Annotated in this window: 8 protein-coding genes, 2 tRNA genes and 1 pseudogene; 7 read left to right on the top strand and 4 right to left on the bottom strand. The window is 40.5% G+C overall.

Translation table 11 applies throughout. The annotated features are described in order from the left end of the window. The first annotated feature begins 9 nt into the window (after positions 1-9). Together pflB and pflA are read left to right on the top strand one after the other, a co-directional pair. On the top strand, positions 10-2,271 hold the full coding sequence (gene pflB, locus QFX10_RS03450) for a formate C-acetyltransferase (RefSeq protein WP_280606825.1): 2,262 nt from the start codon (positions 10-12) through the stop codon (positions 2,269-2,271). Between the two features lie 36 nt (positions 2,272-2,307). Further along, positions 2,308-3,141, top strand: coding sequence for a pyruvate formate-lyase-activating protein (gene pflA, locus QFX10_RS03445; protein WP_280606824.1), 834 nt, complete (start codon positions 2,308-2,310; stop codon positions 3,139-3,141). Positions 3,142-4,075: 934 nt separating this feature from the next. Here pflA and QFX10_RS03440 read toward each other — a convergent pair. The 3 genes and pseudogenes from QFX10_RS03440 to QFX10_RS03430 form a co-directional block, all read right to left on the bottom strand. Further along, entirely contained in the window at positions 4,076-4,576 is a 501-nt protein-coding gene (locus QFX10_RS03440) for an acyl-CoA thioesterase (protein ID WP_280606823.1), read from the bottom strand. Positions 4,577-4,665: 89 nt separating this feature from the next. Beyond that, positions 4,666-6,081, bottom strand: a pseudogene (locus QFX10_RS03435) (IS1182 family transposase). A 115-nt stretch (positions 6,082-6,196) separates the two neighbouring features. Then, entirely contained in the window at positions 6,197-8,866 is a 2,670-nt protein-coding gene (locus QFX10_RS03430; protein WP_280606822.1) for an HAD-IC family P-type ATPase, read from the bottom strand. 971 nt (positions 8,867-9,837) lie between these two features. Here QFX10_RS03430 and QFX10_RS03425 point away from each other — a divergent pair. After that, positions 9,838-11,079 carry a NupC/NupG family nucleoside CNT transporter gene (locus tag QFX10_RS03425; RefSeq protein ID WP_280606821.1) on the top strand — a complete coding sequence of 414 codons (1,242 nt, stop codon included), beginning with the start codon at positions 9,838-9,840 and terminating at the stop codon, positions 11,077-11,079. Positions 11,080-11,212: 133 nt separating this feature from the next. On the opposite strand, the gene QFX10_RS03420 is transcribed toward QFX10_RS03425, so the two are convergent. Further along, entirely contained in the window at positions 11,213-11,584 is a 372-nt protein-coding gene (locus QFX10_RS03420) for a DUF1304 domain-containing protein (RefSeq protein ID WP_280606820.1), read from the bottom strand. A 211-nt stretch (positions 11,585-11,795) separates the two neighbouring features. Here QFX10_RS03420 and QFX10_RS03415 point away from each other — a divergent pair, with 211 nt between their 5' ends. The 4 genes from QFX10_RS03415 to QFX10_RS03400 all read left to right on the top strand — a co-directional run bounded on the left by QFX10_RS03415 (position 11,796) and on the right by QFX10_RS03400 (position 13,563). Beyond that, positions 11,796-12,620 carry a pyridoxamine kinase gene (locus tag QFX10_RS03415; protein WP_280606819.1) on the top strand — a complete coding sequence of 275 codons (825 nt, stop codon included), beginning with the start codon at positions 11,796-11,798 and terminating at the stop codon, positions 12,618-12,620. Positions 12,621-12,641: 21 nt separating this feature from the next. Continuing rightward, positions 12,642-13,202, top strand: coding sequence for an ECF transporter S component (locus QFX10_RS03410; RefSeq protein ID WP_280606818.1), 561 nt, complete (start codon positions 12,642-12,644; stop codon positions 13,200-13,202). A 134-nt stretch (positions 13,203-13,336) separates the two neighbouring features. Further along, a tRNA-Lys gene (locus QFX10_RS03405) sits at positions 13,337-13,409 on the top strand. An 81-nt stretch (positions 13,410-13,490) separates the two neighbouring features. Next, a tRNA-Lys gene (locus QFX10_RS03400) sits at positions 13,491-13,563 on the top strand. Positions 13,564-13,579 lie beyond the last annotated feature (16 nt).

The following is a 13,579-nucleotide window of genomic DNA, read 5'->3' as shown; positions in this document are numbered from 1 at the left end:
GGAATACCGATGCTCAAAGACAACAGTAAAGAAACAGTCACAACTGCATGGAATGGTTTTAAAGGCGGAGATTGGCAAGATGAGATCGATGTACGTGACTTTATCAACCGCAACTTTACACCATATGATGGTGATCAGTCATTCTTAGAAGAAGCAACTGAAGCAACTAAGACGTTAAACGACAAGTTGATCGACATCAAGTTAAAAGAGCGTGCAGCTGGTGGGGTGTTAGAAGCAGATACGAAAGTTATCTCTTCGATCACGTCACACGGACCGGGATATTTAGATAAAGATCTCGAAAAGATCGTTGGACTTCAGACTGAAAAGCCAATGAAAAAAGCTTTGATGCCTTATGGTGGGATCCGGATGGCCAAAGTTGCCTTAGCAGCTTACGGTATGGAACTTGACCCTGAAGCAGAACGGATCTTCACTGATCTGCATAAAACACATAACCAAGGCGTTTTTGATGCTTATGATGATGAGATCAAACGGGCACGGCATAACAAGATCGTGACTGGGTTACCTGATTCCTATGGACGGGGACGGATCATCGCTGATTTTCCACGGGTCGCACTTTATGGGATCGACCGTTTGATCGCAGCTAAAAAAGAAGATCTTAAAAACTGTGGCGATGGTGAGATGACAGATGAAGTCATCCGTCTACGCGAAGAAGTTTCTGATCAGATCCGTGCTTTACAAGATATGAAGAAGATGGCCGCTGCTTACGGTTATGACATCTCATATCCAGCTACGAATGCAAAAGAAGCGATCCAATGGCTCTATTTTGGATACTTAGCTTCGATCAAACAACAAAACGGGGCTGCGATGTCGATCGGCCGGATCGATGCGTTCATCGATATTTATATCCAACGTGATCTAGCTTCAGGACGTTTGACAGAAAAAGAAGCCCAAGAATTGATCGATCAATTTACGATGAAATTGCGGATGGTGACCTTTATTCGGACACCAGAATATAATTCTTTATTCTCAGGTAATCCGATCTGGGCGACCTTGTCGATTGCTGGTATGGGGATGGATGGACGTCACCATGTAACTAAGACGACTTATCGTTTCTTACACACATTGCATAATATGGGCGCTGCACCAGAACCAAATATCACGTTGTTATGGTCAGAACGCTTACCAGAGCCGTTCAAGAATTATGCTGCAAGTGTTTCGATCGAAAGTTCAACGATCCAATATGAAAATGATGAGTTGATGATGGAAACATGGGGGACTGACTATTACGGGATCGCTTGCTGTGTGTCTGCTCAACCGATCGCTGATGGAGTGCAGTTCTTTGGGGCTCGCGCTAACTTAGCGAAGACCGTTTTATATGCGATCAACGGTGGAGTCGATGAGTTGACAAAAATGCAATGTGGGCCAGCCTACGCACCGATCACATCAGAATATATCGATTATGACGAATTTATGAAGAAATTTGATGATATGCTCGAATGGGTCGCAGATGTTTATGTCAATGCGTTGAATGTCATCCATTACATGCACGACAAATACTACTATGAATCAGCTCAATTAGCTTTGAAAGATACTCGTTTAGATCGGACTTTTGCAACGGGGATCTCAGGTCTAGCAGTCGCAGCTGATTCGATCTCGGCGATCAAATACGGGAAAGTTAAAGTTATTCGTGATGAAAATGGAGTCGCAGTCGATTTTGAAACTGAAAATGATTTCCCACGTTATGGAAATAATGATGATCGTGTCGATGAGATCGCAGCTTGGTTAGTAAAACAACTTTATACTAAGATGAATAAACACCATCTCTACCGTGGTGCTAAACTTTCGACATCTGTTTTGACGATCACCTCAAATGTTGTTTACGGTAAAAATACAGGTACGACACCAAATGGACGTCAAGCCGGTGAACCATTCTCACCAGGTGCAAATCCAGCTTATGGTGCTGAAACGAACGGGGCGTTAGCTTCACTGTTATCTGTAGCTAAGTTACCATATCGTTATGCAACAGATGGGATCTCCAATACATTTGCAGTGACACCATCAACGTTAGGGCATGATGAAAAACTTGAAGAAAAGACTTTAGTCAATATGATCAGTGGTTACATGAAAAATGATGGGCATCATCTAAATGTCAATGTCTTTAACCGCGACACTTTAATTGATGCACAAGCACATCCAGAAGAATATCCAACTTTGACAGTTCGTGTTTCTGGCTACTGTGTCTACTTTGCTGACTTGACTAAAGAACAACAAGATGACGTTATCGCAAGAACGTTCCATACTTCGATGTAAGACTAAGATATAAAAGTAAAGGCGGCGTGATCAATTATGAAAGCTGATAATCCATATCTTGCTCCAGTTCCAACTAAAGACGGCCAAGTCGTGGGGTATGTCCATTCACTCGAAACCTTTGGGGCAGTTGATGGACCAGGGATCCGATTTGTGGCTTTCATGCAAGGATGTAATATGCGATGCAAGTTTTGCCATAATCCAGATACTTGGAAAACAAGAGTTGGGCTGAAGATGACTTCAGATGAACTACTAGAAAAAGCTTTACCTTACCGGGCTTTTTGGGGTGAAGATGGTGGGATCACTCTTTCTGGGGGAGAGATCTTGTTACAACCTGAATTTGCGCTTGAACTTTTTAAGAAGTGTAAAGCTCAGGGGATCAGCACCTGTTTAGATACGTGTGGGCAACCGTTTACCCGGCGTGAACCATGGTTTAGTCTTTTTAACGAGTTACTTGAAGTCACTGATATCTTACTTGTTGATATCAAGCATATCGATTCTGATGAGCATAAGCGTCTGACAGGTTATCCAAACGAAAATATTTTAGACTTGTGTGAATATTTGTCTGAGCTTGGCAAGCCAGTTTGGATCAGACATGTTTTGATCCCCGGGCTCACTGATAATGATAAATATTTACAGCAGTTAGGTGAGTATATCAAGACCTTAAAAAATGTCGAAAAGGTCGAAGTCTTGCCGTACCACACGATGGGTGTGCATAAGTACAAGGAGATGGGGATCAGATATCGGCTTGAAGGCGTTGAACCACCGACGGCCGAGCGAGTCGAAAATGCAGAAAAATTGCTTCATGTAGCCGATTATCAAGGGTATTTGACTTGGCACCCTGGAATAAATACAAAACAGCAAAAGCTATAGCTGTAAAAAGCAGAGTCTCTTTGGGCTCTGCTTTTTTAGTGCTTTAAAATAAAGAACGTTTGTGGACGTAGTAAATCTTAGTGTTTGTTATTAAAATGATATTTTAACGCTGTGATCTGCGAGCCTAGCTTGTAAAAAAGTAGTAGCTATCTTGGCTAGGGTATTTGCCAAAAGTAGCTGAAAACGAAAAATAAGCCACTTTAAAACGATAAGTTATTATTTATTGTATTTATAATAATTTGCAAAAGAATGTATAAAGAGTTTTGAAAATAATCATGAAAACATGATTTATAAGGATTTTTTTGAAGTGATAAATGTTCGGTGTAAAGGTTGTTATTAAAGGTTTTATGCATATTTCAATAAAAAGATGCATAAAATATCTTACGCAAAAAAATTTTAACAGGCTTTTGCTTGATGTAATGCGACTTACTAAGATATTTAAAAAAATTGAACAATATTAATGCTTTATTTTTTAGGATGAGCGCGCTAGAATGGAAAAGTAATCAAAATAAATGAACGGACGTTCGCTTATAAAAGCGGAGTTTGTTGGTCAATGACCAAAAGCATCGAATATGACTAACGGTGAGAAAAAGATGTGCGTTAGTTATATTTTAAACGTGCAGTGCAAAAAGCATAGAGCAGTAACTATCAAGGTCAAGGGCTGATGTTGGTAGTAGTTGCAGTACAATCAAGAAAGGATAAACTATATTTTCTCGAAGTTGTGTAGCTTTACTACTCAACTGCAGTCACATCTTGATATAGTCGGGCATTTTATGACGATCTCAGCTAAAACTTCAACCGAAGAGTTGGTCCAAACAGTGATGAAAGAAAGGTCTTGTAGCTACGAAGAAGCGATCCGATTGTTATTAGACCTAGCCCAAGGGAAGCGTTGATCTAAAAAAGTGTCACTAGTCTGATACTGGTGACTATTTTTTTACCATGGGGGCGTAAGTGTGAGCTGCTTAAAAAGGACTTTTTTGGCTTGCCGTTTTTGTTTGCGGGTCGTTTGCCGTGCTAAAAAGCCTTGGCACAAAGCTTTTTCTTCTGGTGTTTCAGGCTGTAAAGTCGGTAGCGCGACTTTTTCTAACGTGACAAACGTCAAAAAAGCTGTTGCTCCTAAAAAGCGTTCACCTGTATTTAAATGTTCGCCGATGACTTTGGCAAAAACTTCAAGGGATCTCTGACCGATCCCAGTGACATAAGCTTCGATGCAAAGGGAGTCTTGTAAGGCAAAAGGAGCGATAAAGTCAACATCTTCTACTAGACCAGTCACGCATTGAGTTCTAGCGCAGCGACTAGCAGAGATCGAAGCTGTGCCATCAAGTAAACTCAGGAGTCTTCCGCCATAGACTGTTTCGTGTTCATTTAGATCGCTAGCTAAGACGCGGTGACTTGTGACGGCTAAAGTTTGGCGACAAGTTATTGTGTGTGTCATTATTTTTCCCCCTTGAGTTAGAACATGTTAAGTCTATTGTAAACAAAAAGCAGGCTGATTTACAGCCTGCTTCAGAACGTAGACAAACTCTATTCAAATCGGATAGAGTTTGTTTTTTTATGTATTTTTATAACTATATACTTTGAAATATACGAATATAACAGGGTTTTTCCCCAGTATTTTTACCAATTTTTTTAGATTTAGGCACGCAAATATCAACCCAACTTTAGCTAGAATTTTATCAATTCCTACTTCTCGGGCGTATCTCAAGTTGTGATATTCTTTTGCCGAACCAAAATTTCTTTCGATCGTCTCCTTTCGCGCTTCATACTTTAATTTTGAGCCAGTTTGATGCCTGATATCCTCACATTTTTCCATACTATCTTGCCAAACATGACGAGCGATAACTCTTTGATGATTTTTACTTTGTGTACATTTGTGCAGTAAAGGACATTTTTCACAGATTGTAGGATCACTTTTATATTCACGATAACCACTTCGATTAGTTGTGGAGTACATTAAGATTTGATCGCCAGGACATAAATAACAATCATAATATTCATCATAAACAAAATCTTTGGGTCTAAGCGTACCAACTTTGCCCCTTGGGCGTTTATAAGGAAGAATGGGAATTATGCCTTGAGATAGTAAAAAGTGTGCGATCGTGGGTGTTTTATAGCCAGAATCAGCGATAATATATTGTGGGTCGTACTTCCGTACTTTTTCAAATATTTCAGGAAAAAGTTGCGTATCATGGATATTTCCCGCACCGACCACATAAGCTAAGAGCCACCCATTTTTATCACAGGCAGCTTGAACGTTATAGGCAAAAACCTGTTTGTGTTCACCCTTATGAAACCATCCACTATCAGGATCAGTTTTAGATATTTTTACTTGTCTAGTTTTTTTTTAGGTTTTTCTTCTTTTAAGGGTTTCTTTTGATGTTTAGCTCTATCTACATTTATTTCTTTTTCGAGATCTTCACTCATAAATTTTGACTTAGTTTCAATAACTTCAGTAGTATATTTACGGCTGTTAGCAGCAGCTTTCAAATGAGTTCCATCAATAAAGATATCAGTTGTGTCGATAAGATCATTTTCTAAACAGAGTTTCAAAATATGAGCAAAAATAGCTTCTATTACATGGCTTTCAGCAAATCTTCTTTTATAATTTTTACCGTAGGTAGAGAAATGAGGAACAGGATCATTTAAACCTAGTCCTAGAAACCATCGATAAGCGACATTAACTTGAATTTCTTTGATCGTTTGACGCATAGAACGAATACCAAATAGATTTTGGATCAAAGGAATCTTTATGAGTAGTACAGGGTCAAGACTAGGACGACCATTATTTTTACAATAGGAATCTTCGACAAGATCATAAATAAAAGAGAAATCAATAATTTGATCAATTTTACGGAGTAAATGATCTTTTGGGACCAAATCATCTAGAGAAGTACGAGCATATTCACAGCGTTTGAGATTGGGATCACTTTTGTGAAGCATAATGAGCACCTCCGTAACCGTTTTCTTTAATTATACAAAAAAAAGTCACCAGAGCACATACTCTGATGACTTAGTCTACATTCTGAAGCAGGCTGATTTACAGCCTGCTTTTTGTTTACGCTTTGAGACGAAGCGCTCTTTTCTTATGGAAAAAAACTTTCTCTAATTCAGTGATGACTAAAATACTAAAACCGCAAAGAATGGTCAAGATCCATTCACCTAATTGCATCCCAGTCGTGCTAAAAGCATCTTGCATGAAAGGCAGATAGGTCAGCCCTAATTGGAGTACGATCATGAGTAAGATGATCAAAAAGGCTTTTTTATTTGTAAAAGACGCACTTGAAAAAGCAGAAGCATCTGTGCGGATATTGAACAAATAAAAGATCTTGCTAAAGACGATGATGTTGACCATTGCAGTACTTGCGAGCGCACTTGAAGCTCCAGTCTGGATCAAGCCTTCGTAAGCTAAAAGACCAACTAAAGCTATCAAAAGCGAGACGTAGCCAAGTTGGATCAATTCGCGCTTACCTAATAAGCGGCTTGCGCTAGCACGGGGTGGCCGTTTCATCAGATCGCTCGCTCCTGGTTCAAAGATGAACGCAAACTGGATCGTCAAAGCTGAAACTAAGTTGATCCAAAGGAGTTGTGTTGCTTGTAAAGGCATCTCGCGATCAAAGAGGATCGTTAAAAAGATGATCAATCCCTCGGCAAAAGACGTCGGTAAAAGAAAGAGAATGCTCTTTTTGATATTGTCATAGATCCGTCGTCCTTCGCGGATCGCAGTTGTCAGCGTTTGGAAGTTGTCATCTGTCAAGATCATATCGGCTGCTTCTTTTGCTGCGTCTGTCCCTTTGATCCCCATCGCAACACCGATGTCAGCTTTCTTCAAAGCTGGAGCATCATTGACGCCATCGCCTGTCATCGCTGTAACTTTGCCTTTTTGTTGCAAAGCTTCGATGATCTCAAGTTTATTTTCTGGAGTCGTACGGGCAAAGATCTGATTTTCTACAGCGGCCACTTGTTTTTCGGCCGCAGAGAGTTGATCCCATTCTTGACCTGTGATCGCTTGAAGTTTACGCTCGCTCAAACCTAGCTGTTGCCCGATCGCTTTAGCTGTCAGTGGGGCATCACCTGTGATCATTTTTACTTCGACGTGAGCTTTTCGCATCTCGCGTAAAGCAGCGATAACTTCAGGACGAGGTGGATCGATGATCCCAACTAAGCCTAGAAATTTGAAACCTTGTTCTAAATGTTCATGCTCTAATTCTGTGAGTGCTTGATCTGCTGTGATCGCGCCTAAAGCAACGACACGTTTTCCTTGTTTTGCTAAATGATCAGCGCGTGTTTGCCAGAAGCTGCGCTCAAAATTTGGATCTTGTTTTTGGGCAAAGGCAAAGATTTTATCTGGGGCACCTTTCAAATAGATCTTTTTTGTTTGATCGGCGGCCATGACTAAACTAGCAATATAACGGTGCACTGAGTCAAACGGTAAGAGATCGAGTTTTGTCAGTGGTAACTGTTGTTTTTTAGGCAATAATTTGTAATATGCCGTTAAAAAGGCGCCATCGGTCGGTTCGCCGTTGATCTCCCAAGTCCCTTTACTTTGGGTCAACGTTGTATCGTTAGCGAAAAAGCCCGCAGTCAAAAGTTCTTGGAGCTCAGGACTGCGCTTGCTGAGAGGACGGCCTTTTTCAAATAATTCGCCGTAAGGAGCATAACCACTTCCGCTGACAGAAAGATGTTGTTTGGCAAGATAAATATCTGTCAAAGTCATTTCGTTTTTAGTCAGAGTCCCAGTTTTGTCAGTTGCGATCACATCAACAGCCCCTAAAGTTTCAGCTGAAGGTAAGCTTTTGACGATCGCATTTTTATTTTTGGCAAGGTCAGCCACACCTAAGGCTAAAATGACTGAAGTTGTGGCTGGAAGTCCTTCTGGGATCGAACCAACGATCATCGTGACGATCGCTAAAGTCAAAACTGAAAGCGAGTAGCTCTCTAAAAATAACCCTAGGATAAAGAGCAAAATGGCGGCGCTCAAAACACAAAGTGAGACAGTTCTTCCAAGCGCGTTGATGTCACGCATCAATGGTGTTGGACGTGTTTTCGCATTTGAAACAGCTTGTGAGATCTTTCCAAGTTCAGTGTTTTTTCCCGTTGCAACTACGACGCCCAGCCCAGAACCATTGACAACAGTCGTGGAGGAAAAAGCCATATTGAGTTGCTTAGCTAGGGGCAGGTGCGCTTCTGCTAGCTCACAGGCCTCTTTATCAACAGCGTCTGCTTCACCAGTCAAAGCAGATTCTTCGATCCGCAAGTCGGCTGTTTTTAAAAGGCGTAAGTCTGCGGGAACTTGATCGCCTGCTTCTAAATAAACGACATCACCTACGATAAGTTCTTTGGCCTCGATATCTTGGCGTCTTTTATCGCGATAAACAGTTGCTTTTGTCGCCAATAATTCTTTGATCTTTGCTAGAGCATCGGCCGCATTTGCTTCCTGATAGTAGCCGATCACCGCATTGGCGATGATCACAGCGGAGATCACGAGCGCATCGGTATAGTGCTCTAAAAAAAGTGTCAAAGCTGTCGCCAATAACAAAATATAAATGATCATATTATTGAATTGACGGATAAATAGTTGCCATTTAGGTGTCTTTTTAGTCGTTAAAGTGTTTGGACCATCAAGAGCCAACTGTTTGTGAGCTTGAGCACTCGTCAGTCCAGCCAGCGGGTCGTGTTCTTCATATTTTTGGAGTAGTTCTTCTGATTTACTCTGATAAGGTTCCAATTATTTGTGTCTTCCTTTCTAAAAATGAACAATGTAATAGTCAAATTCAAGAAATTATTCACGGTAAATAGCTAAGACCTTATGGGATTGGATCAAAATAAAGCGCGGGGGATGAGAGTCGTCCACTCGTGCAAACCTACCTTTCTATCGAAAAATATATAATTATTTAAGTATATTTTAGCATGAGGTGTATTTTGAGATAGAGCCACATGCCTTAGTTTAAAGGAAACTTAAAATAGCTTAAAAGATCTTGGCGACAAAAGTAACACTTAAAAATAAACACCCGAAAAAATAAAAAATATTTTCTGTTAAACATTCGTGTTTTTATTTAAAAAGCTGATATCAAAGGGTTGGAGTAGCTAAAAAAGGGAACGCCTCTAAAGCAAGGCGCTCCCTCTTTCTTTGGATACATGTAACTAAACAGACCTTTCATCACCGCTTAGCGTTCTTTCACGATCTTCTTTTACATTATCGGTGATCCGTCTGTCTAGCGATCAAAAGGAGATCTAAGTCGCTTGAGTTCTAAAAAATCATCAAGATGAAAACGTTGATATACCAACATTTTATAACGTACGTACAGTGGCTTTATCTCCTTTTCAAGTTTTATTCTACTCGTTTGTATTCTTTTTGTCAACGCTTTCATTCGGGAAAACGCAAAAGTTTACTCGGGTGCGAGATTTTGTTAAAATATGCACGTAATGAAATTATTTTTTGATTAATCGGCTAATTTTGTTATAATCGTTCGTTCTTTTGTTAGGCGGTTGTTCGTTCTTTTTGTTGATCGACCGTTATTTATTTTGCGATTGGTACGTATCTTTTGTAGGAATAGATTATATTTTTTTTATTTTTGAAGATTAAATAAAAATAATAAGGATATTTACAAATCTGATGGAAATAGATATACTAATTGAAGTTTTACAGTCATATCAGTATTGCTATTATTTTTATTGATAAAGAGAGGAGAAATTATCTTGTATTTAGCAATAAATGTTGTAGGTTTAGTGATCTTCTTGGCGATCGGTTACGCTTTTTCAAAGGATCGGCATGCGATCAATTGGCGTGGGGTGCTCACGATGGTCGTGTTCAACTTGGTGATGGCTTGGTTCTTAACGAGCTTTTCGGTCGGACGTGCGATCGTTGAAGGGGCAGCTGCTGGCTTTAACGAATTGATGAAGATCGCGTACGTTGGGATCGAATTTGCGATCCCAAGTATGGTCAAAGTCAAGCAAATGGACTGGTTCGTGCAAGTTCTGCTCCCGATCTTGATGGTCGTTCCATTGTTTGATATTTTGACTTATATCGGTGTTTTACCTTGGATCATCAAATGGATCGGTCGGGGGTTATCTAAACTTACAGGACAACCTAAGTTTGAATCATTCTTTGCGATCGAAATGATGTTTCTTGGGAATACTGAAGCACTTGCTGTTTCTTCCTTACAACTTAAACAGATCAATGCCAAACGTAATTTGACATTGGCGATGATGTCGATGAGCTGTGTGACAGCTTCGATCATCGGTTCTTATACACAGATGATGCCAGGTGAATACATCTTGACGGCTGTGCCAGTTAACGTGATCAACGCCTTAACAGTCGTAGCGATGTTGAACCCAGTCAAAGTTTCTCCTGAAGAAGATACGATCGCAACGATGAAAGGTTCAGCGATGGCTGAAGCTGAGATCGGTGATGTTGATGCTAACGGTAAACCTAAGAAAGAACCTTTCTTCTCCTTCTTAGGTGATTCGATCTTAGGTGCAGGTCGTTTGATCTTGATCATTGCTGCCAACGTTATTGCTTTCGTTGCTTTAGCTGCTTTGATCAACAAGCTTTTAGGTTTGATCAATCCATGGCTTTCATTAGAACATTTACTTGGGATCGTGATGTATCCATTTGCATGGTTGATGGGTCTTCCAGCAGGTGAAGCCTTCCAATTCTCACAATATATGGGGATGAAGTTAGTTACAAATGAATTTGTTGTTATGGGTCAAGTGACTGACACGATCAAAGATTTTGCTCCACACTATAAAGCAGTCTTGACAGTCTTTGTAACTTCTTTTGCGAACTTCTCGACCGTTGGGATGATCATCGGCTGTTTCAAAGGGATCGTTGACCGTGAAAAGAACGATCTTATCTCGAAGAACGTAGGCTACATGTTGCTTTCCGGGATCTTAGTTTCCTTACTATCAGCAGCAATGGTCGGCTTGTTCGTTTGGTAAAAATATAATAGCACTCAAAAATGATCTCAAGTGCAAACTTGAGATCATTTTTTTAGTCTAAAAGAAATCGTCATTCAAAATACCTGATCTTATATATGAAAAAACAGTTTAGGCCTCTGACCTAAACTGTTTTTTAGTGCAAGATGAGCAAGGCTAGTAAGGCTAAGAGCGCAGGTGAACCTTGTGCTAATAAGATCTTAGGATTTTTAGCGCTCAACCAGCCGTAGATCGCTGCAACGACGACAAAACAAACAAACATCAAGCTTGCACTGTATTGGGCATTACTTGGTAAAACAAAACGACTAAGCAAGAGCCCAGCTCCGATAAAACCGTTATAAAGCCCTTGATTGGCCATAGCAACCCGAGCTTCAGGCATTTCTAAATATTCTTTTCTGAGTCCAAAGATCTCATGGAGCTTTTCATTAGAAGCAAACATCTCAAGTCCCATGATGTAAAGTGCTTCTAAAGCTACAACAAAAAGTAAGATCGTTGAGAACAATGACATAGTAAGATTCCTTTCTGGCTTTAATTTTTTAGCGAATATAAAGCATTCGTATTATAACTTGATTTCGCACAATAAATCTACCTTTTCTCAAAAAGAATTGTAAATGCCGTGGTTAAGTGCGTATTAAAGATGATATAATACTTACAAGCTCGTATGATCGAGCATACTAGTAATAAGTTATGGTGCCAAAAAAAGGATGTGACCAACTGAAATGAAGGCCAATGTTTTGATCAGTCAAGATCTGTCTTGTGTGGGTCAGGTTTCGATGAGCGTTGCGCTACCCTTGCTAAGTGCTGTCGACCTTCGACCTGATGTTTTGCCGACTGCGCTGTTATCAACGCACACCGGCGGATTTGGTGAAAATACCTACTTAGATCTTTCCTCTGAAATGTCACGCATTCTCCAGCATTGGCAAACATTAGAGCTCTCGTTTTCGGCCGTTTATCTGGGATATTTAGGGCTAAGACCGCTCGAAGTCATTTTAGCAAACATCAACTATTTAAAGACACCAGAAACGCTTTTGTTAGTCGATCCAGTTATGGCCGATGATGGTAAACTTTATAAAGGGTTCGATGCTGATTATGTCACTCAAATGAAAAAATTGCTCAAGCATGCGACAGTTGCAACACCTAATTTAACAGAAGCCCAACTCCTTTTAGATGAGGCTTTGACTACTTCTCCAGTTGCACTTGACCAAGCTGAGCAACTCTTACTGCGATTAGTTGACTGTTTTAGTTTAGAACAAGCACTTTTGACTGGGATAAAAAGTGCAGATAAAGTGATCGTTGTCGGTTATGATCATGGAAAACTCTGGTATGAAGCCCGCCCAAGATCAGCTGGGAATTATTTTGGGACGGGAGATATTTTTGCGAGTGTTTTACTGGCTGGCATGCTCAAAGGACAAGATCTGCGGGCAGCGACTAAGATCGCAATGGATTTTATCACCCTTGCGATCCGCCTCACACCTCAGCCACGAGATGCCCGTTTTGGAGTCGACTATGCAGCTGCGTTACCTTATTTGCTAGAAAAGCTATGATTTTTTGAAGGGGGATATAATATGTTGCGTGACCAGCAAAATACATTGCGTGGTGTCATTTTGACCGGTCTTTTTGCCGCGATCATTTATATCGGTATTTGGATGTTGCGGATCCCGATCCCTGCGATGGTCGGACGTCCGTTCATTCATTTTGGTAATACTTTGACAGTTACGGCGATCCTTTTTTTAGGAAGACGCAATGGTATGCTGGCGGGGATCATCGGCTTGGGAGGCTTTGATATCTTGAATGGATATTTAGCTGTTTCTTGGCTGACGATGCTTGAAGTCGTTGTTGTAGCTTTGATAATTTCCGGACTTTTCAAAGCTTTTTCATATGATGATAGTAAGAAAAACATTGCAATTTTAGCGATCGCTGCAGGGATCACTAAGATCGTAACTTCCTACTTCGCTTCGATCATTGAGGCATTGATGGTCGGGACAGGCTTTAAGGTAGCTGCTGTAGCGGCTTTCTTTAGCCTCCCCGCAACTGTGATCAATGCGATCTCAACGGCGATCTGCGCACCGATTTTATATTTCGTAGTAAAAAGGATCTACACTTTGGTGCAACAGCGCCAAACATAAAGTATAACAACTGAATTTGACAAAATACCGCTTGAGCTGACTTAGCTTTAGAGCGGTATTTTAGTATTTAGAAAGTTGAAAAAAAGCTTGTACTAGGTTTTAAACTTTGTTATAATGTTTTTTGTTGATAAAACGGGTGGTTAGCTCAGCTGGCAGAGCAACGGACTCTTAATCCGTGGGTCCAGGGTTCGATCCCCTGACCACCCATCGGTACTTAGTTTGAAGTATCTTTTAGAAAAGCTTGCTTTTCATATTTGTTTTTGTTATAGTATTATTCGTTGATGAAATGGGTGGTTAGCTCAGCTGGCAGAGCAACGGACTCTTAATCCGTGGGTCCAGGGTTCGATCCCCTGACCACCCATCAGAGATTTACTAAC

The sequence above is a fragment of the Ligilactobacillus faecis genome (assembly GCF_029889745.1).
GTDB lineage: Bacteria > Bacillota > Bacilli > Lactobacillales > Lactobacillaceae > Ligilactobacillus > Ligilactobacillus faecis.
Note: the sequence above shows the minus strand (reverse complement) of the source record. Positions and strands in the feature narration are given on the sequence as shown.

Bases quoted from the DNA above. Each gene is read 5' to 3' on its own strand.
- pflB (WP_280606825.1), top strand. From the start codon at position 10: ATGCTCAAAGACAACAGTAAAGAAACAGTCACAACTGCATGGAATGGT.
- pflA (WP_280606824.1), top strand. From the start codon at position 2,308: ATGAAAGCTGATAATCCATATCTTGCTCCAGTTCCAACTAAAGACGGC.
- QFX10_RS03440 (WP_280606823.1), bottom strand. From the start codon at position 4,576: ATGACACACACAATAACTTGTCGCCAAACTTTAGCCGTCACAAGTCAC.
- QFX10_RS03420 (WP_280606820.1), bottom strand. From the start codon at position 11,584: ATGTCATTGTTCTCAACGATCTTACTTTTTGTTGTAGCTTTAGAAGCA.
- QFX10_RS03415 (WP_280606819.1), top strand. From the start codon at position 11,796: ATGAAGGCCAATGTTTTGATCAGTCAAGATCTGTCTTGTGTGGGTCAG.
- QFX10_RS03410 (WP_280606818.1), top strand. From the start codon at position 12,642: ATGTTGCGTGACCAGCAAAATACATTGCGTGGTGTCATTTTGACCGGT.